Below are 24462 nucleotides of genomic sequence, written 5' to 3' on the forward strand. Positions count from 1 at the left end.
AACCCCAATGTTGAGTTTAATTAACTAAGAATAGGAAAGATAAGACAAAAAAACAGTGTAAAAAGACCTCTTAATGTTGTACAAGTTTCGTTTCTGAAAAAACAACAACAAAAGAGGTCAAAAATGGAAACGCTTATTGAATTATACTGCTCTGTGGATGATTTTTGGAAGGATTTCAACAAGCAATGGGAGCAACATTTAATTACCAAAGGCAAATCTCTAAGAGGACCTAAAGCAGAAATGTCTATTCCTGAAATGATGACAATATCTATTTTATTTCATCAATCAAACTACAGGAATTTCAAACACTTCTATTGCAGCCACGTTATGATTTATCTTCATAAGGAGTTTCCTACGCTTATTAGCTATAGCAGATTTGTCTACCTTCTAAAAAATCTTTTCATCCCCCTATTTGCTTATCTTTTACATAATAAAGGTACAATTACTGGAGTTAGTTTTATCGATTCAACGAAGATACAAGTTTGCCATAACAAAAGGATTAGAAGAAATAAAGTTTTTGCAAAATTTGCAAAAATGGGAAAAACAGGAGCAGGATGGTTCTTTGGAGTGAAACTTCATTTAATCATTAATGAAGTAGGAGAAATCCTCGCTTTTCAACTAACTCCTGGAAATGCATCGGATGTTTCTGTAGCTGAGGTTTTGTCACAGGGAATCACCGGAAACCTCTATGGAGATAAAGGGTATATTTCAGAGAAATTAGGAAAAAAGTTAATAGATAAAGGCTTACAATTATTCACAAATTTACGGTCTAAAATGAAAAATAAGTTCATGAATCTCAGAGATAAAATACTACTGCGTAAAAGAGTTATTATTGAAACTGTAAATGATCAACTTAAAAATATATCTCAGATTGAGCACACAAGGCATAGATCAGTGAGTAACTTTTTGGTTAATACTCTTTGTGGAATTGCAGCTTATATGAGGCAACCTAAAAAACCTCGTATTAGAATGTCTGATAAGGAAAGTTTAGGGCTAGTTACCAGCTAGAAAACCCAAAACTGAGGTTAAGAGCAGCACTTAGTAAACCCGCTAATTTTGAATCAATCGTTTTAGCTTGCTTGAGTTGCAACACGAAAAATTTTAGTTGTGCAATCACTAGAGGAAATTGAAGCTGCAGTTCTTGCTGCTGCTCAGAAGAGAATTCTTCTTCTGAAATTTTTGCAAGATTTTGCTTGGTGTGACTTAAGATTTGCTCGTCAAAAACAGCCCTTGAAGAGGTTTTTTCAAACATCTGACCTATTTCTTTTGCTGGATTAAATGGTAAAGCACCTGACATAAGACTCTCCTAATTATTTTTTAATTAATTCTTTCGTCTATTTTTCAGATTTATATCTTTTATATTAATAATTCATTATTTAACCTCATTTGTTATATTAACACATTTGAATATAATTAACAATTTAGCTATTAGATAATCTGTATATCCGTTGGATAGAAGACGAGCTGATTTAAGCACCCTGACTTTGCACTTCCTGGGCGTAAAGCCTTATTAAAAAGCGATATGCCCTATGAAGTTGTTTTAATAGATGCAACAGAAATACCTATTGAACGGCCAATTAAAGTTCAGAATTTTTTTAATCAGTACTAATTGAGAAAAAACTCCACTATTAGCTGGATCGTGAATTTGGATTGCGATTAAGAAACATCACTCTTTCCTTAAATAGGCATATCGTCCACGGAAAGGAATTTCTTGCGGATAGTCTAGTCTTTCAATCCCTGTATCAAACAGATAATCCGATCCCATATCCGCTATTACCTTCGTAATAGCAAATTCCCAACTCTCAAATATCTCATAAGAAATTCCTTTGTCATAGTAAAAGCGAATATAGAGCTCTTGGTCCTGAATATCTGCTACAATACCTCTTAACTCAGGTGTAGCAAGACCAAGAAGAGCTCTTTGTATTGCAAGCAAAGCGTAGGCGATGGGAGTTATTTCTTTAATCTTATAAGATGCAGGTTTTGCTGGAATAATATGGGATTCATCTTTTGTAGTATGAATGACTCCCCAGCTCGTACTTACCTTTTCTTCAGAAACAGGGCTGATAAAAACACCGATCTTTTCTTTAAAATCCTTTATTTCTCTTGTGATAATTATAGGAACCTCTGAAACATTTTGACTTAGCATGTTAGGCTCTCTTCTAAGATAGGCGTATCGCCCGTGGGAAGGGATTTCTTGAGGATAGTCGAGCCTTTCGATCCTATCATCAAGCTCCCAATTAGATTCTAAATCACTTGCCTCAGTAACAGCGCATTGCCAAAGCTCTATGAGCTCTTCAGAAACCTCTCCTTCATAATAAAAATGCATATATAATATCTTTTTTTTTTTACAAATACCTATAACTACAGCTCTTAATTCGGGAGTAACCACATATAATAAAGCGCATTGCATGGCTAATAAAGCATAGCCTGTTGAAGAGACTTCCATTTTTACAACCTTGGCTTTGTGGGAACGATGTGAACGCCACCCTTTGCATAATGAATCTTTCCCCAGCTTGTAGCGGTTTTCTTCCCGGTCTCATATTCCACCGAATAGCCTATGAATTCTTTAAAATCGACTATTTCTTGATATCCCGCTGTGCCTGCTTGTTGATTTCCAATTTTCATTCCTTTCCCGCAAAAATCATGAGCAAGCTTCTGAGGATTTGGATGCTCTAATATGCTTTTGCTTTTTTGAAAATTTTTGTGTGTCTGAATATGCTTTCCTTGTTTATCCCACTGGATTTTTACATTTGCATTTGTAAGAATCTTTTTTCTTGTCTGCGCTCTTTTTGCAGCTTCTAAGGCGATAAGGGACTTATTTTTTTTACTGGTTGCTAGAGCTTCGAGAGTCAAAAGATTGTTTGCTTTTTTAAGCTCTCTATACAACTTCATTCCTTTTACAAGACCAACCCCTGCAAAAATATCGATTCCATATTTTCCGATGATATGTCCTGTGATTTCACCTCGCTTATTATCTTCCAGTTTATCCCAGGTTTCAATCAGCTCTTTGAGCTCTGGTACAAGAGATGTTAAAACTTCTGTAGATGTGTGATTCTTCACGAACTGAATGCAGGCTTGCGTAGCTTCAACAAGTGCAACGGAAACTTGCACTGGATCTTGAGCAAAAGCCCATAACCCATGACCAATACCATGCATAGAGGATAATAAGGAAGGAAGGAACTCAGCTCCAGCTTGCATTCCTCCTTTTAGGATTCCTTGTGTCAAGCCTAAAGAGAATGATATCAGTTCCAACGAATCTGGTGAAATCGGTTGGGGTTTTATTTTGGATGAGAAATAATCTTCTAGAGATAAATCAAACTGACCTAGCTCAAAATAAGCGACTGCTCGTTCAAAATAGGCTTGTTTATTGTTTGGATCTCTGTGGATTGCCTCACTAAGGCTCACAACAGCTTTATCATATAGGCCCAGTTCTGCATAAACAGTTCCTTCTTGAAGATACAACTCAGAAGTTAATAGGTCTTGATGATGGTTTTGTTGGGCAAAGCCAATCAGGGCACGGATATCATCTAATGAATCTAAGGCTTTCCCTTGATGGAAAAGAACCATCCCTCTTTCGTAATAGATTTTAGGGTGAGGGTGTTTTTTAAGGCATTGTGAGTATAGATGTAAAAAATGAGGTTGCACGCTATCAAGAGTTATATAAATGGAGTCTATTGTTGCTGCGCTTCTTGCAATATTTGGATCATGAGACTCCTCCCACTGTGCCAGCTGAAGCAAAACTTGTCTGTATTGCGAATAGAAGAAGGAATGAGTAAATAAAGCAGTTAAGATGCCATAGGTATTTAAAGAAGCAAAATCTAATGAATTAAACTCTGGGCTATTTAATTTGCCTAAAAACGAATTTTCAACTAACGAATACCCTTTCGTATAAACGGTATCACTTATCTCACAAGCTATTTTAGAAAGATAAGGCCAGTAGCAGAAACAACTAGGGTTTTCTTTGCAATACTTCAAGTGTTGTTCAAGAAAGCAAACAAACGGCTTTGCTTGAATAGTAAAATAGCTGTGCGGAATAGCTTTGTTGCTGCAAGTATCCCAATATTCATCGACGATTTCTTCATCTTTTAGATCTTCTTCATCCGCGTCTAGATTATTTGGATTATACCAGTTTTTTAAACATCTACATTTATAACAGAGAATTTCATAAACATTTTCCTCTTCGTCTGTCCAGTCCTCGTCTATACATAGTCTTCTTGCAGCAGGAGCTTGGCACTGTAGACAAAAGCGGAAATCACAGCTATTTAAAATCGTAGGAATCTGGTTTGAATCATGGGATAATCGAGTAATGAGCTCTTTATCAATATACTGTTCATTGCATTCGTCAGAAAGCTCCTTAAGGTGCTCTAAACAAAAATCAGTCCATGTGTTTTCATACAGAATTGGGAAAAAATAAGCATATCCTTTATTTGCTTGCACAAATAAATTCATGAAAATATATAGAGCCAAAAAAAGCGAAAATAATTTGTTCATAACCACCCTAACTTTAAAGAAAATAAGGATGTTCTATGATTTAAATCATAATGACAATAAAAAAATTTATGCCATTGATTTTTTTTCTGTATTCTATCTGTACCCTCTGAAAGCAGCAGATTAAAACAAACAAAAGGGAAAACAATATAGCAAAGTCAGACAATGTACTCTTTCAGGAAATGTTCTTGCAAATACACGGTAGGCATAGCTTATACTAAAAGTACCGTAATAATCTAGCTGACATCTATAACAGATACCTAAATCAATAGATTGATGATGATATTTTCCCCAGCCATTAAAATGATCTACTACTACTTGCCGACGATCTCCAAAACCAAAATCCCCTTGTAAAAACAGCTTTAAATTATGCCGATTACACCAATTGTTCTCATAGGAGATTTCTTGTCTTGTCCACCAAGAACCTCGATTAGCGATCCCTACTGCAGCCCAAGCATAAATACGAGTGTTCCAGTTGAAGCCATCAGAGAATTCTTTGCCAATAGCTGAAAATAATTCCCCATTTATACGAGCAGCATAAGGACAGCTTACATCGCGCAAGTTTCGTTTAGAGACATCACGTAAACTAAGTCCTGTAATGAAGCTTACAGGATCTCCTGCAACATCATCTAACCATAAATAGCGCACTTGCATAGCACCACTGCGCATCCCCCAAGATTGCTGAGTTGTATGAGCAACTTCTAATTCTAGCTCAAAATCAAAACGTGTAGATAAAGTAGCCCCTAATTCCAATGATAAAATTTGATCATTTGAAGCAAAATGTTTGGTTGCTCCTTGCACGTTGGGGTAATGGCGATAGGTGTATCCTGGTGTTAAATCCGCTTCAAATAGATCAGCTAGCCAAGGCTTTGTTGTTAAAGAAAAACAGCTTAAAGGAAGAAAAATAGCAATGATAAGTAAGCGCATGATCTAAAGATGTCCTTTTTCAGACAACCACTTTTCTGCATCCATTGCCGCCATACATCCGAATCCAGCTGCTGTAATTGCTTGACGATACATATGATCATGCACGTCTCCAGCTGCAAATACACCTTCTATATTGGTTTTAGAGCTTTCCAGATCTACATGAATATATTGATTTTCTTTTAACTTCAACTGCCCTCCTAAAAATTTGGTATTGGGATCATGTCCAATAGCAAAAAATACCCCTCCTGCCAAGAAAGTACTTTCTTGATGGGTCTTTACATTTTTTAAAACTACTTTGCGTACAACGGTATCTCCCTCAATTCGTACTAATTCATGGTTCCAAAGGATTTCTATTTTAGGGTGTTTCTTTACACGATCAGCCATAATTTCAGAAGCACGCAACTCTTCTCGACGATGTACCAAAAAAACCTTCTTACCATATTTTGTTAAAAAGATAGCCTCTTCTACAGCAGTATCTCCTCCTCCAATCACATATAAATCTTGATTGTGAAAAATAGGTGCAGCTCCATCGCATACAGCACATGCAGTCACCCCTTTTTGCCAAAATTCTTTAGATCCCGGTACATCAAGACGACGGGCTGTTGCTCCTGTTGCAATGATCAATGCATCTGCTTGTATTGAGGTTCGACGTCCCTTTATCATAAATGGCTTTTTTTCTAACTCTACCGCAATCACATCTTCTGTCAAAATTTCTGTGCCAAAGCGCAATGCTTGTTTGCGCATACGCTCCATTAGCTCTGGGCCTGTTATACCTTCAGGAAAACCAGGAAAGTTTTCTACCTCTGTTGTTGTCATTAGCTGTCCGCCAACTGGTCCTGAAGAAAAACCCTCAAAGATAATGGGCTCTAAGTTTGCACGAGCTGCATAAATAGCGGCAGTAAGAGCAGCGGGTCCTGAGCCAATGATTACAAGCTTTGTTCGTTTCATATCTAAACTTTTGTTATGCATCTATAAAATCAACTACTTTAGAAAAAATAAGAAAGAACAGGTTTTATCTCAAGGAAAGATTCAATCTGACAGTTCTTTAAAATAGCTAAAAAAATTTGAATAAAGGATAAAAAAGAGGATTTAAAAAAATATATATAGATAAATGCTAGTTTAGAAAAATAAAAAAGATAAGCTTCTGCCATTTACTCTAAAAATACTATGCAGTAAAACATTTTGGTCATAAAATTAAACACCTATAAAGGTTAAAGATAAACCAGGTATCGGATAACAAAATGATCACACAAAAAACTCGAAGCATACGGCTAGAAGCTTTAAGGAAATCGCTAGATGGCGGGGTTATTATCCCAGAGGTCAACTTAACGATTCCAGCTGGTAAGTTTTTTGCTCTTTTGGGTCCAAGTGGGTGTGGTAAAACTACCTTACTTAGGTTAATTGCTGGATTAGAGAGTGCTGAATCGGGAAGAATCTATTTAGGAGATAGTGAGATCACGAATTGGCCAATTTATAAAAGACCTATCAATATAGTATTTCAGAATTATGCCCTCTTCCCTCACCTAAATGTATTTAATAATGTTGCCTATAGTCTAAAAATTAAAAAACTCTCTAAAGAAATCATTCAGCAAAAAGTCATTAAGATCTTGGAATCTTTTCATTTGGAGCAACATATCTATAAATATCCCAGTCAACTCTCTGGAGGTCAACAGCAACGTGTTGCCTTAGCTAGAGCTATCGTAGATGAGCCAACCGTTCTGCTTTTAGACGAACCTCTTGCTGCTTTAGATTTTAAACTGCGTGAAAAGATGTTACTTGAGTTAATTGAGCTACAAGACAAACTAAAAACTACTTTTATCTATGTTACTCATGATCAATTTGAAGCCTTAACCGTCGCTGACCAAATGGCTATTATGAATCATAAAGGAGAAATAGAGCAGATAGGTACTCCTAAAGAAATTTATGAATTCCCTATCTCTTCTTTTGTTGCAAAATTTGTAGGGACCACAAATATCTTAAGCGGGCAATTGCGTTACCTAAATCAGGGCCCAGAAATTGATATTCCTAATCTAGGTCAATTTAAAATTGACATCCCACAAAAAAAAGAATGGATGGAGGAAGGGCGTCAGATCATGATTAGTCTGCGACCTGAGAAGATTTTTATCTCTAAAAAAGCCGTCCCGAACTTTTCTAATACTTTAAAAGGCTCTGTTCAATCTATTGTTTACCATGGAAGGTCTACTCAATATAATATTCTGATAAAAAATGGAATGCGCATTCAAGTATTTGAACAAAACGAAGAGCATTTTCCACAAGAGGTCATTGATTATGATAACGAGGTGTTTTTGTATTGGCAAAAAGAGAACGTGGTAATTTTAGAAAAATGAGGCCAAAACTATCTTCTGATTTGCCATTTTCTATAGGATCGCCTGCAATGATATGGCAGGTATTATTTTTCTATTTACCACTCGCTATAATCTTTGTTTCTAGTTTTTTATACATAACGGATGCAGGTGCTATCGCAGGTGTAACTCTGCAAAAAATTACCTTTTTTTTACGTCCTGTATATTTAAAAGTGATTTTTAACTCTTTAATTTTAGCTCTGAGCAATGCTTGTATTTGCTTAACCATTGCCTATCCTCTTGCTTATTTTTTGACCTTTAATAGCAAGAGATTTAAAAATGTGCTGCTTTTTTTATTAATTGTGCCTTTTTGGACCAACTTTCTTCTACATGTATACGCTTGGTTCTTCGTATTAGAAAAAAAAGGGCTCATTAATCAATTTTTACAATTCATAGGGATTATAGACTCTCCCTTGCATATGTTAAATACCCCTTTTGCCATTATGATCATGATGGTCTATTACTATTTGCCTTTCATGGTTATGCCTCTTTACTCAGCCATGGAACAAATTGATAATCGCCTCATTGAAGCCTCTTATGACTTAGGCGCAAGTTGGTTTCATACTCTACGCCGTGTGATACTGCCTTTAACTAAAAGAGGATTACAGGCAGGATTTTTCTTAGTATTTATTCCCTCTTTTGGCGAGTTTGCCATTCCAGAGCTAATGGGTGGAGATAAATGGATGTTTGTAGGAACTGTGATCTCTAGCTTTATTCTCGATGAACAAACAAGCTCATTGGGAGCGGCTTTTACAGCAGTGGCTTCGGTTTGTCTATTAGTAAGTGCTATTCTTCTTTATTTTTTAATCGATCGTATGATCCCCGGGCGTGCTTATGAAACAAAAAAATAGTTTAGCAAAAGTTGCCTCTCTTTTATCTATTGCAGCGGTTTATTTATTCCTCTATGTTCCCTTAGTTGTTCTTCTTGTTTTTTCTTTTAATACGGCTTCTTTCCCCTCTCCTTGGCAAGGCTTTACTTGGAATTGGTATGTGGAGTTATTTCAAACAGAACACCTTTGGCAAGCTTTTCTTAACTCTTTAATCGTAGCTTTTTCTGCAACTCTTTTAAGTCTATTAATGGGTATTTTTTTAATCTTTTATTGCTCTCAAGGAGGAAGAATCCGTACTTTTTTAACACTATTCTATGGAAATCTCATCATCCCTGAAACAGTATTAGCCATTGGCTTGCTCGGCTTCTTTACCATAATTAAGGTTTCTTTAGGGCTTGGCACTTTAATTGTTGCCCATACAGTCTTAGGATTAGGATTTGTTATTCCTATTGTTTATGCTCGATTCTTAGAGTTAGACGATCGCATGACAGAGGCCTCTTTAGTGCTAGGAGCTACACCTATTCAGACATTTTTACGAGTAATACTACCCCTATTGCGCCCCTCTCTTATTGCAACAGGGCTACTGGTTTTTATTCTCTCTTTTGATGACTTTATTCTTTCTTACTTTTGCGCTGGCAGTAATAGCCAAACCCTTTCTCTGTACATACTGTCTATGTTACGCTCAGGGATTTCTCCTATTGTCAATGCCCTCTCAGCCATTCTGCTCACATTGAGCAGCTTTCTTGTATTTCTCTTCTTTTCGATTAAATCCAGAACTAAAATCTTTTAAAGAGCTTAAACACCTTTTAATTCAAAAGCATTTAACTCTTCAAATTCAGAAATTAAAGGATGTAACAGCTTATGAAACAAATCCAATGCAGGCTCTAGTTCTGCATAGATCACTTCTTTTTGTTTTTCTAAATCTTGATAAGAAATATCTTTCTTACCAAAACGAGTAGAGTCTTCTTTAGAACATGTTGCTAATTTATCCGCCTGATTAAAGAATTTTTTATATTCTTTCTGTAATGAAACAGAAGATTTTTTATGCAAATAATGATGGGTAATGCTTAAGTTAATCTTTTCAAAAGTTTCTTTATCCTGATCTGTTAATAGCTCTTTTACATAAAATTTTTCTGCTAATCGAAAAAGCGTTAATAGATGATGAGAATGGTTGTCTTCTCCTGTTTGTAAAAGAATAATCGTTCTAAACAGATGTTTAAACAGCTTATCCATGTTAGCTAGCACTTCAATATGGAAAAATTTTTGTAAGCTATGCGTATGAGATTCCGGAGGACTTTCTAAGCTAAGTTTCATTAATTGTAGGTATTCTTTTATAGTATTAAGAGGTCTTTGTAAAAGATCTTTTTCTTCAAGGTCTGGTGGTATCTTGATCTTTTCAAAAAGATCTAATGTTTCCTTCAGTTTTTGTAAAAGCGGCGATTCCGCTAAACCCTTATTAGAATGTTTACTCTTATTGATTTTTGCCTGGGTCTTTTGCTGAATCTCTTTTGTTCTTTTTAAAAATTCATCAAGATTTTGATCAGAACTAGACGATACTTTGGAAATAAACTCTATAGTTTGACCATACATTCCAAAACACAATTGTACCGCTTCTGTAAGCAACTTCGTATCAAGATTTTTTCCTCTATATGGATGGAATAACTTTTCTAAAAAGATAAAGGGTTTTGGACAGTCGTTTGGATAAAAAGCTCGATAGTCCCCTGGATAGCAAAACCAAAGGTGCATTCCAATACCCTTTAAAAAATTTATTTGCTCGTCCAACCTATCTATATGAGCTTTTTTTGCTAACTCGCTTAAATCATGGGTATTTGCAACCTCTTTATTTTCTGTTAAAACCTTTAGAGAAAGCATCTGCTCAATAGCAAAATGGCAGTGAATGAATATGTTGCGAAATCCTAAAACTATATGATTCCATCTTTGATCCTGTATTGCTTGTATAATTTGCTCTTGAGCTGCTGTTGCTAATACCAATTGAGCATGTATTTCATGAATTTTTGTATTTTTCAGAGTTTTTAACTCATTTGGAAGATCAACTTGTCTTTTTAAAAGATGGGTTTTTAACTGTTTTAAAATCCCATTAGCACCCTTACTTAAGCAGCCATTTACCTGATTAGGATTTTTTAAAAAGGCATCCATTTCAGAAAAAGAAAAAACAGGTACATTCAATACAGCGGTGCTAGTTGGTTGGATATCTAGAAGATCTTGTAAAAAATCTTCTTCTTCGCTGTCGCTGTCTAATGACACGGGAAAAGGGAATGATTTTCCTTGAGGGAAATTAGCTTTTTCTTCCTCTTCTATAAGCTCTCTTTGATTTTTTTCGATAAGCGCCTTTTGACTCTCTGTTGGCTCTTCTTTTTGTTGCTTAACAAAACAGTCTAATAAAGACCGGCTTAATAATTCACAACTAGAAAGACCTTTTTTCCATTCATTGAATTGCGTGTTTCTTAAATCAAACTGCTTTATGTTTGCTTCAAGAGATGAATATTGCGGGCTACCTTTACCTAAAACATCAAGAAAACCTCTTTGCATCGTTTGAACGGGTAGAAGCTCTTGATCTGTCTTTTGTAACTTATTTACTACCTCCTTTAAGGAGGTTAGCAGTTTCGGAAGCATTTTTTTAACTCTCCAAGCGAAAATTTTATAGGAAATGTTTTTAAAATTATTTAAAAAGCGATCTTCCCATGAACCTAATTCAAAAGAAAAGTTTTCTTTTCCCATAAAACAAGACATTTTCTGAATTAACGAAGATATCCCTTGAAAAAAAGCATCTCCTGATGTGTTTACTGCATCCATCATTTTACTTTGCTGATCTAGATCTTGTCTTCTGGTATCAAATACTTTTTGAAAAAAACTCTCTGTAAATTTAAGCAATAAACGATATTGACTCATGTATTGTTTTTGTAATTCTTTTTGGTTTTTTACACAAAATGGAGCTTTTCTAGCTAATCCAGACTCTTGCTCTTTTATATAAGCTAAACAATTACTATTCTTATTGATAAACTCATGTTTTAGTTTGAAATTTTTAATTTCTTTTTTTTGAACATCACTCCAACCCGGTAGAACTAAAAGCTCTTCCCATACATTTGTATCTAAAGGAGTAAAATCACGAGAATTCAGACAGATTTTGAGAAATAACAAAGTAGAATCAGGAGGAAGGAAGACAATTTCACTACCTATCCATTTCCAAAACTGCTCTGTATATTGCTGCGCATAAATCCGGCCTAGATCTATATTCTGACCCAGACCTATATCCTGATTTTTTGGTAAGCAATTAAAAATCTGACTAGCATCCTCTTCAGAAGTTGGGATATTTTGAATCGCAGCTGAGAAAATGTTGTTAAGCTTATGTTTACAAAATTCAGATTTAAGTAGTGTGATCATTGTCCATAGTTGATCTTGCTTTTTTTTCTCTTCACTAGACAAACGATTTTGTAAAGGATCCTTCAACAACAGTTCTAGAAAGTTAATATAGGATTCAGTGGAAGCATTAAAGTTCTTTAATTTAGGCGCGGGGTAACCCAAACCAACAAGAGTTCCTATGTTTTTAAAAAATAAAAATGCTTTATTGTTATTTATAGGGGCTGAAATAATACACTCCTTTAATTTCTACTAACTATTTTATTATTTATAGAACAAACCTGTAAGTTAATTATGATATATTATACAGAATAGGGAGCAATACAATCTCTTGCTGATATTAAGCAAGTTAACTTTTTTTCTTCTCACATTAAGCTTAGAAGCTTTAAGCACTGTTTAATCGAGCTTTATAATTTTGAGTAAATTTTTTCAAACCACTTAGATCTTTACCTTTGCTTTGCATAGCATCTAAAACATCCTTCTCAACTTTCCCAGAAGCACACTCCAGAAGAGCCCAAAAGTTTTTCTCTACTACACGGACCATAAAATCTGAATCTTCCTTTAGCTTTAAAGAAATATGCTTCAGTATTTTTGGAACTTGACTAAAAGCAAAATCTTGTGAACAATTAACACGAAGTTTTGAATGTTCTGTTCGAAAGCTTTCCCATTCTGACATATCTGGTTCTGGAATAAGCTCAAGTATAAAGTCTTGGTCTTCTTTTAGATCATTAGAAGCGTATTTTAGCAATTCACTACGCTGTATTATAAACCCACTGGCTACTTCTCTAGAAACAAAGCTTAGAGCTTCTGGGTTATTCTTTATAGCAGCGTTTACAATTTCTATGTCTTCCTTTAAGTCCTCAGGGACGTATTGTAGCAACATGCCATTTTCACCTACAACAGTAAGCACTACTTGTTTAGAAGCAAAGCTTAGAGCTTCTGGGTTATTCTTTATAGCAGCGTTTACAATTTCTATGTCTTCCTTTAAGTGTGCGGGAACATATTCCAATAACATACCGTCTTTGCTTACAGCACCAAGTACTGCTTCTTTAGAAGGGAGTTTGGGTATTTTATTGATAAGCGGTAGGCACAATAGAAGAGCTCTTAAAGCTAGTCCAGATGCTTTAATAAGACTAATGAATCTATTTTTTAAACTAGGTGGATTAGAACTATTTGGAATATTTTTTAAAAAAAAATGAATATGAATCCTTGCTAGGGATATATTTTCTTTTGCTAAAGCAGAAAAAAATGAATAAGCTTTAATTTCATGGGTTATTATAGGATTCATAAGATCGCCTTTTTATTAAATAATAATAACAGAAATTAATTAATAAGTATAATAAAAAAACTAGGTTCTTATTATGCATGCCTATACAACAGCAACGCATAAACAGCATTAAGTTTTTGATTTTCAGCTAAATAGATAATCAAGATATTACAATAGGTCTTTTAAAAACCTGATTCATATAAAGCTCAAGACAAATTGAGTCTAGGGCTGCTGATAAGCAGCCCTAAAACTTAAGCAGCAGGGGGTTTTTCAGAAGGGGGTCTTTTATTCTCACTACGATTTTTTTGAATATAATCCACTACATCTTTAACAATGTGTAGTTTTTCTGCTTCTTCTTGTGGGATTTCAAACCCAAAACGCTCTTCAAATGCCATAATTAGCTCTGTAAGATCTAAAGAGTCTGTACTAAGATCTTCTGAAAAAGATTTTTCTAAGGAAACTGTAGAAGGATCGACTTGCAGTTGTTCAATAACAATATCAAGCACTTCTCTTTCAAGAGCTTCTTGTTCAACAGATTTCTCAGGGGACATAAGTTATCCTTTAGTTAAGTTATATTTATCAAAATCATCACATCACCATTCCGCCATCTACAGTCAATATTTGGCCTGTGATGTAGTTAGAAAGATGACTTGCCAGAAAAACAACTGCATTTGCAATATCTTCAGGCTTACCCATAGTTTTCATAGGGATCTGATTTAAGATATGCTCTCTTTGCACTTCTGTTAATTTATCTGTCATACGCGTCTGGACAAACCCAGGCGCTATGCAATTGACGCGAATATTGCGAGAAGCAACTTCTTTTGCTAGCGCCTTTGTAGCACCTTCAACACCTGCTTTAGATGCCACATAATTAAACTGACCTGGATTACCTGTTGAAGCTACAATGGAGGAAATATTAATGATATTTCCACTACGAGCTTTTACCATATGAGGAACAACAGAGCGACATAAATTAAAAAGCGATTTGAGATTTACTGCAATGACTCGATCAAAGTCCTCTTCGCTCATCCTAATCAATAGGCCATCACGAGTAATGCCAGCATTATTAATCAAAATATCGATCGAGTTCCAAGAGGACAACAAATCTTTAATTACGTTGTCAACTTCTAGCTTAAGAGAGACATCTACAAGAAAGGATTCTATTTTTTGCTGTTGATTAATCTTAGCGGCTTGCAACTCTTCTACAACACGGGCTGCTTGTTCTTTATTTGTTCCTAAAATGGCTACATTTGCTCCCTGCTGCAAAAATGCTAAAGCAATAGCTTTACCAATACCAGCAGTACCTCCTGTAATCAAAGCATTTTTGTTTGCTAAGAGCGACATAAAGACTCCCATTGACGCACTAATCCATCTAAGCCGGCTACTTTTTCTATATGCAAAGTAGGATCTTGTACTCCAATTCTTTTATTCATTCCACTTAATGTTTTACCAGGTCCTATTTCGAGGTAAGCTTGCAGCCCAAAATCTTGCATAGCTAAAATGGACTGCTGCCAACGAACAGGACTTGTCACTTGTTCTAATAAATACTGCTTAATCATAGAAACAGAATCAACTATTTTACCAGGAACATTCATAGTAAAACAAATTTTACTTTCATAAATAGCAGCATTTTCAATCTTATCAAAAAGCTTCTCCTTAGCAGATTGCATCAGGCCACTGTGAAAAGCCCCGGCAACTTCTAAGTCAATGATGCGTTTAGCCCCTTTTTGCTTGAGGTATTCGGCTGCTATTGTAATATTTTTTATCCTACCTGCAATAACAATTTGACCTGGACAGTTAATATTAGCAATCCAAACAGGACCGCTTTTAGGGCTTATTTCTTGCAAAGATTCAGCAACCAGCTCTTCAGTAAGTCCTAGTACAACTTGCATCGTTCCTTCGGTCTCTCTGCAAGCTTCATGCATAGCCTCAGCACGTACTTGTACCAGTCTTAAACAATCACTAAAGCTGATTTTTTCAGAAGCGACTAAAGCTGTGTATTCTCCTAAGCTCAAGCCTGCGCAAATGGCTGGTTTAAAAAGAGGAATTTGCGTCTGCAAAACACGCAGAATAGCCATACTTACGAGATAAATAGCAATTTGGCTGTTTTTGGTAAGGGTTAAAATTTCTGATGAACCTTCAAAAATAATAGAAGAAAAATTTTGCTGTAAAATTTCATCAGCTTCTTGAAATACTTCTTTGGCTACAGGAAAAGCATCGTAAAAGTCCTTTCCCATTCCTGTATATTGTGTCCCTTGACCCGGAAAGACAAATGCCCATCTATGCATTTTCCCCTCCACAGGTTAAAATAGTAGCTCCCCAAGTAAGCCCTGCACCAAATGCTACTAGCAAGATGTTATCTCCCTCTTCTAAATCTTTTTCTTTTAAGAGCTCATCTAAAGCAATTCCTACAGAAGAAGCAGATGTATTTCCATATTTATGCAATGTCAAAAAAACACGTTCCATTGGCACATCAAAGCGTTTTGCAATAGCTTCAATAATACGCATATTTGCTTGATGAGGAATCAGCCATTTGATCTGCTCTTTTTTTAAAGAGGCTCTTTCCAAGCAGCAGCTAGCCGCCATTTCCATTCTACGCACCGCATGTTTAAATAACTCTTTTCCTTCCATTTGCAGATAGTGTTGGTTTGCTTGAACAGTCTCTATAGAAGCTGGTTTTTTTGACCCTCCAGCTGGTATAATCAATAGTTCAGCTAATCTTCCATCAGCTCCTAAACAAATATCTGAAATGAATAACCCTTTTCCTTTTGCTGCAACAACACAGGCTGCTGCACCATCTCCAAAAAGAACACAAGTAGCCCGATCTTGATAATTAACAATGGAAGAGAGCTTTTCAGAAGCAACAATTAAAATAGAGCGATACATCCCTGACTCAACATAAGCCTTAGCTTGGGATAAAGCATAAATATACCCGGTGCATGCAGCCTGCAAGTCTACTGCTGCTGCATTAAAAGCACCTAGACGAGCTTGTATTAGGCATGCTGTGCTAGGAAAGGGGTAATCCGGTGTTAAAGTAGCAAATAAAATAAGATCAATTTCTTCTATATCAATGCCTGCTTTCTCAATGGCTTTTTTAGCTGCCTGAAATCCCATTTCAGAAGTGGGTTCATCTGCTGCAGCTAATCTTCTTTCCTTCATTCCTGTACGAGAGAAGATCCATTCATCTGAAGTATCGACCATTTTCTCTAAATCGCTATTTGATAGTACTTTTTTAGGAAGATAGGAACCAGTAGAAATAATACGCGCTTTTTGAACCATAAACCAAAATAAAATTTAAATATTTAACACTCTATCGAAAAAGTTTATCTCAGTCTGTTAAAAAATGAAAGTGTTTTGTTTTTTTGCCTTTCTTAAGCCTTTTATCATTTAAAATTTCCATTGCACGTCTATGCAAATTCTATTATCGTATTGTAAATTAACCAAAAAAATTAAAAAAATGCTTAAATACCCTAAGCACCTTCAGCAGCTAATTCATTTATTTAAAAAGTTTCCAGGCGTAGGCAATAGGACAGCTGAGAGGTTTGCTTTTCAAGTATTTAATTGGCCTTTAGAAGATGTGCTACATTTTTCTGCTACTCTTTCTGAGTTAAATCAAAAGGTTGCCTTTTGTCCCGAATGCTCTTGCTTAGCAGAGGAAAACTACTGTCATTTTTGTCATTTACCCAATCGCAATACGTCTCAGCTTTGTTTAATTGCCTCTGTAAAAGACGCTTATGCCCTAGAAGAAATGGGGATGTACCAAGGGTTATATCATGTATTAGGGTCATTACTCTCCCCCATTGAAGGGAAAAATGTAGATTGCTTACCCATGGAAAAGATTAAACAAAGAGTAAAAAACCACTTGGTTAAAGAAGTAATTATAGCTTTAGATTCTACCTTAGAAGGGGAAGCTACGGCTTTATACATAAAAGAACAGCTAGCAAGCGATGTGCACATTTCTCGTTTAGCTTTTGGATTACCTATAGGAAGCTGTTTAGATTTTGTCGATGGAGGCACTCTTGCAAGATCTTTTACAGGAAGACACTCTTTTTAAAAAAATCAATAAAAGTTAGTAGTTTGCAAAAATTCCAGCAATTTTCTTATAATCAATCCATTTGTATCGCTCTTAGAATAAAACACGCCATCGGATGAAATATCAAATGATCAAACAGCTTGCCACATATCTCTCTTTAATCGCTTTCACTAGTCTCTCATCCTTGTCGTTAGCTTTTACTTCTTCTTCAACAGTGATGTTTGAAGAATGTCGTATTGCTGACATTGATTTACAAGTAGAGGACTTGAGCACAAATACCTCTTTTAATCCTCAAGTTGTGCTTTCTAAGCTCAAAAGCAAAGTGGGGAATATTTTTTCTCAAGCAGATTTTGACGCGGACTTAAAAACACTTGTTGCAGAATACGATCGTGTAGAACCTTCCATACAAGTTCAAGACCAACAAGTATATATCACATTAAAAATGTGGCCAAGACCTAAAGTTCGCTCTATTACATGGAATGGAAATAAAAAAATTAAAACCACAGCTCTGCAAAAAGAATTAGGCCTTAAGCCTAATACTGTTTTTAATCGACAATCTTTTAACAAATCTTTTAATAAAGTTAAGGAATACTACGTTAAAAAAGGTTATTTTGAATCACAGCTTCAATACATAACTGTGCCGCACCCAAAAACAAATGAAGTCTCCATTAATATTGAAGTTCACGAGGGCAGATCAGGTCGAATTGAAGACATTGTCTTTCAAGGTTTCTCAAAAGAAGAAACAAGTGAATTATTGGGAATGATCTACACAAAAAAGTATAATCTGCTTAGCTGGCTAACAGGCAAAGGGACCTACCATGAAGAGGGCTTAGAGCAAGACCGTCTAACCATTGTCAATTATCTGCAAAACTTAGGATATGCGGATGCAAAGGTTGACATACAAATTCATGAAGCTGAAATAGAAGGGAAAATTCTTCTGATTATTTCTACAGAAAAAGGACCTGTTTTTCATTTTAATGCTATTCAATTTGAAGGTAATGAATTATTTTCTAACGAAGAAATTGAAAAGCTTTTTCTCATCCATGAAGGCGATGTATACTCGCCTGAAAAATTACGAAAAACCTTGCAAGCAATTAAAGACTTATACGGACGCAAAGGATATTTAGAAGCAAATGTTCAAGCTGAAGCTCAACCATGCGTAGCCGATACAGCTTTTAATATCTCTTTTCATATTGATGAGGGAAAGCAATATCGCATTGGTATGATTCGGATATATGGAAATATGGCTACACAAACCCATGTCATCTTGCGCGAATCACTTCTCATACCAGGCGAAACTTTTGATACAGCAAAGCTGCAAGCTACAGAAGCTAGGCTGCAAAATGTGGGCTATTTTGAAAGCGTAAATGTATATGCAGTTCGCACAGAAGATGAAGAACAATTTGGCGAAAACTACCGAGATATTTACATTGAAGTGAAAGAAACCAAAACCGGCCATGCTAGCTTATTTGTAGGATTTAGTAGTGCAGAAAGCATTTTTGGCGGATTAGATTTTTCTGAAGCAAACTTTAATATTAAAGGCTTTGCAAGGCTTTTCTCAGAAGGCCCTGCAGCCCTAAGAGGAGGAGGCGAATATGCGCATCTTCGTCTAAGCTTTGGAAAAAAACAACAAGCCTACACACTCTCCTGGTTAAACCCTTACTTTTGCGATAGTTTATGGAGAGTAGGTTTTGATGTATTTAATACCTATAGCGAATTAACTTCCAAAAAGTATGATATTCAAAAACTAGGTTTTGATTTACACGCTTCTTATCCCCTTAATAATTTCTGGACTTTTGGGCTGAAATATCGCTTCAATAATTCCAGAACACATATAACACAAAGCGCTACTCCTTTAGAAAGAGAGCAAGCGAATCAACAAGGGATTGTATCAGGATTTGGACCATCTCTTACTTTTGATTCTACTGATAACCCTTTTAAACCACATAAAGGGTTTCGCTCACGCTTAGAAACAGAGTTTGCTGGTTTAGGAGGAGATTTTTATTTTTGGCGCTTTGCTTACTTAAATAGCTACTATATACCTCTTTGGAAATGTGGGACTTTTAAATCTCGTTTTGATTTTAATTTTATTGAGCCCGTTGGCAGAACAAGTCAACCCACGCAGATTCCTTTAGGAGAGCGTTTCTTTATTGGAGGAATTAACTCTGTGCGTGGTTACCGTGACTTTGATCTAGGAGAACATTTTTCTAACGGAGATCCAACTGGTGGTATTTCCTCTACTGTATTATCTCTTGAATATTTACATAAAATCCTCCCCTTTATAGATGGATTTATTTTTGTAGATGCAGGAAGCATTGGATTAAAACGCTGGTATGTTAAAGACTTTAAATTTAGTGCCGGTTTTGGAGCACGTATTGAGATAGCAAACAGAGTTCCTATTACTTTAGGAATGGGTTTCCCAATCAATCCCTCAGGACGCAGTGAAGTGCGTAGATTTTTCTTTTCTATGGGTGGACAATTTTAACAAGGAGTATATCTTATGAAGAATCCATTTATTTCGACCGTATTGTTTTTTACAGCTCTTAGTACATCTTTAATGGCTGCTGAATACAAAGTAGTAAATACTAGAGACTGTTTTATGAACTCTAAGCTGGGCAAGCAAGAGCAAGAAGCCTTCGAAAGTCTTAAAAATCAAAAAGCAACTTTAATGGAAGAAAAAAGCAAAGAACTCGAAGAAGTTGTTAAAAAGTTAAGCGATCCAACCATTTTAGATAGCATGAGCCCGGAAGCAGAACAACGTACAAAAGATGATTATGCTAGATTGAGTCAAGAGTTAAAGGGTATGTACGAAGAATGCCAGCAAATTCTCTATCAAAAAGAAATGCAGATTGGCCAAAAGCTACAAAGCAATATTGACAAAGCTCTAGAAGAAATGAAAGATGATTGTGTCATTTTAAAAAGCGATGCGTGTCACTATTATCCTAAAGAATTAGATATAACCAACACAGTGGTTAAAAAATTAGATGAAAAATTCGATCAAATAGCGCAGGCACAAAAAAAAACTCCTAATGAACCAAAGCATGAAGTGGTAAAATAGTTCATTTGTGTATAAAGAATTAAAAACGAAAAGGAGCTGGGCATTTATCCATCTAAATAAATGCCCATCAATCATATGAAAAAATTTACTCTACAAGAAATTGCTGCGCTTACAGAATCAACTTTAGTAGGCAATCCAAATCACCTCATTAATAACGTTGACTCCCTAGAAAATGCGGGTTCTGAAGATGCTTCCTTTTTAGCTAACCCTCGTTATCGCACATCAGTAAGCCAGTCTAAAGCAGGAGTAATCTGTATAGAAAGTACTTTTCCTGTAGAAGAAGGGAAAAATTTTCTTCTATCTGATAATCCTTCCATTACCTTTCAAAAAATTATAAAAATTCTCTTACTCCCTCAAAACAGTTCTGGTTTTAAAGGAATCCATCCCAGTGCAATTATTCACGAAAGCGCAGAAATTGGTCAAAACGTACAAATAGGCCCTTCTGTTGTAATTGATAAAAATACAAAAATTGGTAACGGTTGCATCATTTACCCCTTCACTTTTATTGGTCCTAATAGCTGCCTTGGAGAAGAGTGCACTATCTATTCTCACGTAACCATTCGAGAGAAAACCATCCTTGGTAATCGCGTCATTCTACAACCAGGAGTTGTCATTGGTTCCTGTGGTTTTGGATACACGACAGATCAAAACGGCCAACATTCTAAATTAGAGCAGCTCGGTTCTGTTATCATCGAAGATGACGTAGAAATAGGTGCTAATACCACAATCGATCGAGCTCGTTTTAAAGCAACTAGAATCGGTAAAGGAACAAAAATTGATAACCTCGTTCAGATCGCCCATAACGTAAGCCTTGGATCTCATAATATCGTTGTATCTCAAACAGGGATTGCTGGCTCTGTAAAAACAGGTGAAAATGTCATGTTTGGTGGACAAGTAGGCGTTGTAGGTCATGTGGAAATTGCCAGTAATGTCATGATTGCTACCCGCGGTGGAGTTAGTAAATCCATTGACAAACCAGGCAAATACGGAGGCAGCCCTGTCATACCTCTTCCCAAATACAACAGAGAACAAGCACGGGTGAGAAATATTCCAAAGTACTTAGCGCAAATCGAAGAACTAAAAAAAAGAGTTGAAGACTTAGAAAAAGCAGCTTTAAAAAGCTAAACAAGTGATTTTTTTCTAAAAAAACTCCTTACTAAATCAAAATGCTCTTTTAAGTTTTAAAGAAACGAGTATCAGAATGCTCAGACACTGTATGAAGGCTTAAGTCAGTGTTATGTAATATAATTAATAAATATTGTTTTACATATTTATCATTAAGTATTCTAGCTTTCATCTTGATTTTTTAAAGTATTTGCATTTTTAAACATGAATAGTTACTTAAAAAAAGTTTATATTGTTTTTTATAATAAACTTATGTAAAATATCCTTTTTAATCCCTTTAAAAGAAGGGAAACTTATGGAAAGTTTAAATAGATTTGTAAGTGCAGTAAGTTCTTTTGCTCAAGCTGGAGGAGCTTTACGAGGCCAAGTAGCTTTTGAGCGTTGGTATTTTCACTACCACAATAAATTGAGCCCTCAACAAATAGCAAAGAATCCTTCTATCCAAGTCTTTTGTAGATTATGGGCTGTTGCTTCTGCCATTGAAAGTCTTGCAAAAGCACTTATTGTATTTGTATCTGCTCTTTATTATAGGTATATGGAAAACCACGCAGAAGTAGAAAAACGAGTAGATGTTCTATATGAACAAGATAATAGCTTGTATTACAGTTTTTTTGCCGTATATTCTCCGAAAGAAGCATCAAAAGACTTCTCTGTATATAATAAAAAAGATCCTAGTCAATCCATAACTCGAACAGAATGGTTTGGGTACTCTTTAGGGAATCAATCTTGGGGAACTGCATATACTGGTAAGACAACATTAGAAATGCTTATCAATACCCATTAAGTCTTTTTTAGTATTGCACTTAAATTCTATATTTTGCCATAGCTTAAACTAAATAGACAAAGCTATGGAAAAATGATCGAATACTTCTTTAAAACAGCAAAAGACGAATCTTTTATTCCGATTCCCTCTGCTAAAGATGGCTGCTGGATTCATTTGGAAGAAGCATTAGCTGCTGATTTAGATCAAGTAGGTCAGTTGATTGGATTAGAATATAGCGATCTTCAAGACAGTCTTGATCGTTATGAAATTCCTCGTATTGATCATATTAAAAATAATGTACTGATTTTTTCTCGTTGTCCTATTGAACTAGACAATGCTGTGGGTTTATATACAGAAACTCTAACCATGATTGTCACCCCTTGCTATTTTATTACCATTAGCCCTCAAAAAAATGGTATATTGCGAGGTTTTTTGAATAAACCAAATACATTTGCTACAACACAACGCTCTAAATTAGTTATTCATTTATGTATGCGGGTGATTCAAGAATTCACGATGCAGATCAGAAAAGTGCGTTATTACGTCTTAATGCAGGAAAAGGAAATCATCAGTGTAGACAGTGAGGATATCACTATATTAACTCGTCAGGAAGAAATTCTGAATCAATACCTCTCTAGTCTAGAGCCGATGGAATTGGTATTGAAAGAACTTCCTTCTGGAAAATACATTCCCCTGCAAGATAAAGACCAAGCTCTTTTAGAAGATGTATTCCATTCTTTAAAACAATCAGAAACCATTTGTGAGATTGCTTTAAAAAGTATTAGAAGTTTAAGAGATTCTTATCAGATCATTTTCACAAATAATTTACACAAAACAATTAAGCTGCTAACGGCATTAACTATTATCTTTAACATCCCCACTATTGTAAGCAGCGTTTACGGAATGAACATAGCCCTGCCTTTTGCGGATAACATGCATGCTTTTGCTATTATTTTATCTTTGATTTTTGGATTTAGTTTACTTTTTCTATGGTTTTTTAAGCGCAAGATGTGGTTATAGAAGAAGTATAGAGGGCGCTTCTAAATACTTTTGTAGCGTTTTTAAAAACTTAGCTGCATCCACTCCATCTAATACTCGATGATCAGCGGATAGGTTAAGTTTTACTGTCTTGCCTACTACTATTTTTTTATCTACTACAATGGGTTTTTCTTCAATCGCTCCTACAGCTAAAATAGCAGCTTGAGGTGGATTAATGATCGCTACAAATTCTGAAACGCCATACATCCCTAAATTGGAAATGGTAAATGAGCCACCTTCATACTCTTCCCTTTTTAACTTATTCGCCTGCGCTTTTATAGCCAGTGATTTCACCTCTTTAGAAAGCTCTTGCAGATTTTTATAATCAGCTAAGCGAACAATTGGTGTGATTAACCCATCAGGTATGCTTACAGCTATTGCTATATCAATGGTTTTAAAACGCATGATTGTACGAGATTCAGAATTAAACCCAGAATTTACATGAGGATGCTCTCTTAAGGCTAAAGCAGTAGCACGCAGGATGAAATCGTTAAAAGACAGCTTAATACCTAAAGAAATTAGCTCTTCTCTTAGAGAGACGATTTTATCCATTTGCACTTCTTGTGCGCAATAAAAGTGAGGAATTAAGCTTTTTGCATCTTGCAGACGCTGGGCAATCACTTTACGCATGGGAGATAAAGTCTCTTCTTCAAACTCTCCAGCAGCTCTTTTAGGAAGCTCTTGTTGCTTCATAGTAGCACTTGATGCTGCAAAAACAAGATCTCGACTCATAATTCTACCTTTTGGACCTGAACCTTTAACAAGATTTAAATTCAATCCTTGTTTTTTTGCAACCTTGCGAGCTAAAGGAGATGCTTTTATTCTAGTTGTAGGCTCTAACGAAGGCTTTTCTACATTTGAATCTGGTTGTTTTTTATGTTCTTGAGGAGCTGATTCTGGCGTAACAGAAATTCCTTCTGGCTGATATCCTTCTATGCTTTCATTTTCTTGTTCGGTGAAAATGGCGATTGCTTGATTTACCTGTGCTGGCCCTTCTTGAATCAAAATCTTGCGCAACCACCCTTCATCTAAAGCAGCATGCTCTACTGTAGATTTATCTGTTGCTATTTCGATAAAAGCATCTCCTGCTTTAATGTGTGTGCCTTCTTTCTTAAGCCATTTTACAATATTTCCTTCTTCCATTGTAGGAGATAATTTTGGCATGGTTACAGTAAATGGCATAGATACTCCT

22 protein-coding genes and 1 pseudogene are annotated in these 24462 nt (G+C 35.6%); 11 read left to right on the plus strand and 12 right to left on the minus strand.

The genetic code is table 11. The features are described 5' to 3' along the window. Positions 1-123 precede the first annotated feature (123 nt). A complete protein-coding gene (locus RHTP_RS05105) occupies positions 124-1008 on the plus strand; it encodes an IS982 family transposase (RefSeq protein ID WP_138107049.1) in 885 nt (294 codons plus the stop codon). Here RHTP_RS05105 and RHTP_RS05110 read toward each other — a convergent pair. Beyond that, positions 998-1297 (minus strand): hypothetical protein, encoded by a 300-nt coding sequence (locus tag RHTP_RS05110; RefSeq protein ID WP_138107050.1) that lies wholly within the window; start codon positions 1295-1297, stop codon positions 998-1000. The genes RHTP_RS05105 and RHTP_RS05110 overlap by 11 nt on opposite strands. A 146-nt stretch (positions 1298-1443) precedes the next feature. Here RHTP_RS05110 and RHTP_RS05115 point away from each other — a divergent pair. Continuing rightward, positions 1444-1597, plus strand: a pseudogene (locus tag RHTP_RS05115) (IS5/IS1182 family transposase); the annotation flags it as partial. A 69-nt stretch (positions 1598-1666) separates the two neighbouring features. Here RHTP_RS05115 and RHTP_RS05120 read toward each other — a convergent pair. From RHTP_RS05120 to trxB, 4 genes are all read right to left on the minus strand, one after another. Further along, positions 1667-2446 (minus strand): MafI2 family immunity protein, encoded by a 780-nt coding sequence (locus RHTP_RS05120; protein ID WP_138107051.1) that lies wholly within the window; start codon positions 2444-2446, stop codon positions 1667-1669. A gap of 2 nt (positions 2447-2448) precedes the next feature. Continuing rightward, positions 2449-4491, minus strand: coding sequence for a polymorphic toxin type 50 domain-containing protein (locus RHTP_RS05125; protein WP_138107052.1), 2043 nt, complete (start codon positions 4489-4491; stop codon positions 2449-2451). Positions 4492-4611: 120 nt separating this feature from the next. Further along, positions 4612-5415: a hypothetical protein gene (locus tag RHTP_RS05130; protein WP_138107053.1), complete on the minus strand. Its 804-nt coding sequence runs from the start codon at positions 5413-5415 to the stop codon at positions 4612-4614. Between the two features lie 3 nt (positions 5416-5418). Then, positions 5419-6363, minus strand: coding sequence for a thioredoxin-disulfide reductase (gene trxB, locus RHTP_RS05135; protein ID WP_138107054.1), 945 nt, complete (start codon positions 6361-6363; stop codon positions 5419-5421). A gap of 293 nt (positions 6364-6656) precedes the next feature. Between trxB and RHTP_RS05140 the strand changes: the two genes are divergently transcribed. Genes RHTP_RS05140 through RHTP_RS05150 form a run of 3 tightly spaced genes read left to right on the plus strand, consistent with a single transcriptional unit; the run spans position 6657 to position 9398 of the window. Further along, positions 6657-7763: an ABC transporter ATP-binding protein gene (locus tag RHTP_RS05140; protein ID WP_138107055.1), complete on the plus strand. Its 1107-nt coding sequence runs from the start codon at positions 6657-6659 to the stop codon at positions 7761-7763. Between the two features lie 47 nt (positions 7764-7810). Then, positions 7811-8629, plus strand: coding sequence for an ABC transporter permease (locus RHTP_RS05145; RefSeq protein WP_171005744.1), 819 nt, complete (start codon positions 7811-7813; stop codon positions 8627-8629). Beyond that, positions 8613-9398: an ABC transporter permease gene (locus tag RHTP_RS05150; protein ID WP_138107057.1), complete on the plus strand. Its 786-nt coding sequence runs from the start codon at positions 8613-8615 to the stop codon at positions 9396-9398. Before RHTP_RS05145 ends, RHTP_RS05150 begins: the two co-directional genes overlap by 17 nt. Before the next feature lie 5 nt (positions 9399-9403). On the opposite strand, the gene RHTP_RS05155 is transcribed toward RHTP_RS05150, so the two are convergent. From RHTP_RS05155 to RHTP_RS05180, 6 genes are all read right to left on the minus strand, one after another. After that, the gene (locus RHTP_RS05155; protein WP_171005745.1) at positions 9404-12076 is read right to left on the minus strand and encodes a hypothetical protein; all 2673 of its coding nucleotides are present in this window, start codon (positions 12074-12076) and stop codon (positions 9404-9406) included. Positions 12077-12371: 295 nt separating this feature from the next. Then, positions 12372-13274: a DUF4116 domain-containing protein gene (locus RHTP_RS05160; protein WP_138107059.1), complete on the minus strand. Its 903-nt coding sequence runs from the start codon at positions 13272-13274 to the stop codon at positions 12372-12374. Positions 13275-13504: 230 nt separating this feature from the next. Then, positions 13505-13804, minus strand: a complete 300-nt coding sequence (gene acpP / locus RHTP_RS05165) for an acyl carrier protein (protein ID WP_138107060.1) — start codon at positions 13802-13804, stop codon at positions 13505-13507. A 37-nt stretch (positions 13805-13841) separates the two neighbouring features. Continuing rightward, entirely contained in the window at positions 13842-14597 is a 756-nt protein-coding gene (gene fabG, locus RHTP_RS05170) for a 3-oxoacyl-[acyl-carrier-protein] reductase (protein ID WP_138107061.1), read from the minus strand. After that, positions 14585-15541, minus strand: a complete 957-nt coding sequence (gene fabD / locus RHTP_RS05175) for an ACP S-malonyltransferase (RefSeq protein WP_138107062.1) — start codon at positions 15539-15541, stop codon at positions 14585-14587. The genes fabG and fabD overlap by 13 nt, the downstream gene beginning before the upstream one ends. Then, positions 15534-16532: a beta-ketoacyl-ACP synthase III gene (locus RHTP_RS05180; protein ID WP_138107063.1), complete on the minus strand. Its 999-nt coding sequence runs from the start codon at positions 16530-16532 to the stop codon at positions 15534-15536. The genes fabD and RHTP_RS05180 overlap by 8 nt, the downstream gene beginning before the upstream one ends. A 178-nt stretch (positions 16533-16710) precedes the next feature. Between RHTP_RS05180 and recR the strand changes: the two genes are divergently transcribed. From recR to RHTP_RS05210, 6 genes are all read left to right on the plus strand, one after another. Further along, positions 16711-17307 carry a recombination mediator RecR gene (gene recR, locus RHTP_RS05185; protein WP_138107064.1) on the plus strand — a complete coding sequence of 199 codons (597 nt, stop codon included), beginning with the start codon at positions 16711-16713 and terminating at the stop codon, positions 17305-17307. Positions 17308-17401: 94 nt separating this feature from the next. Continuing rightward, positions 17402-19771: an outer membrane protein assembly factor BamA gene (gene bamA / locus RHTP_RS05190; protein WP_138107065.1), complete on the plus strand. Its 2370-nt coding sequence runs from the start codon at positions 17402-17404 to the stop codon at positions 19769-19771. A 15-nt stretch (positions 19772-19786) separates the two neighbouring features. Next, complete coding sequence (locus tag RHTP_RS05195) at positions 19787-20344, plus strand: OmpH/Skp family outer membrane protein (protein WP_138107066.1); 558 nt, start codon at positions 19787-19789, stop codon at positions 20342-20344. Between the two features lie 75 nt (positions 20345-20419). Beyond that, entirely contained in the window at positions 20420-21469 is a 1050-nt protein-coding gene (gene lpxD / locus RHTP_RS05200) for a UDP-3-O-(3-hydroxymyristoyl)glucosamine N-acyltransferase (RefSeq protein WP_138107067.1), read from the plus strand. A gap of 295 nt (positions 21470-21764) precedes the next feature. Then, complete coding sequence (locus tag RHTP_RS05205; protein ID WP_138107068.1) at positions 21765-22253, plus strand: hypothetical protein; 489 nt, start codon at positions 21765-21767, stop codon at positions 22251-22253. Positions 22254-22325: 72 nt separating this feature from the next. After that, positions 22326-23252, plus strand: a complete 927-nt coding sequence (locus RHTP_RS05210) for a magnesium transporter CorA family protein (RefSeq protein ID WP_138107069.1) — start codon at positions 22326-22328, stop codon at positions 23250-23252. On the opposite strand, the gene RHTP_RS05215 is transcribed toward RHTP_RS05210, so the two are convergent. Then, positions 23247-24452: a dihydrolipoamide acetyltransferase family protein gene (locus RHTP_RS05215; RefSeq protein WP_138107070.1), complete on the minus strand. Its 1206-nt coding sequence runs from the start codon at positions 24450-24452 to the stop codon at positions 23247-23249. The two genes, RHTP_RS05210 and RHTP_RS05215, sit on opposite strands and share 6 nt — an antisense overlap. Between the last annotated feature and the right edge of the window lie 10 nt (positions 24453-24462).

The organism is Candidatus Rhabdochlamydia sp. T3358, from assembly GCF_901000775.1.
GTDB lineage: Bacteria > Chlamydiota > Chlamydiia > Chlamydiales > Rhabdochlamydiaceae > Rhabdochlamydia.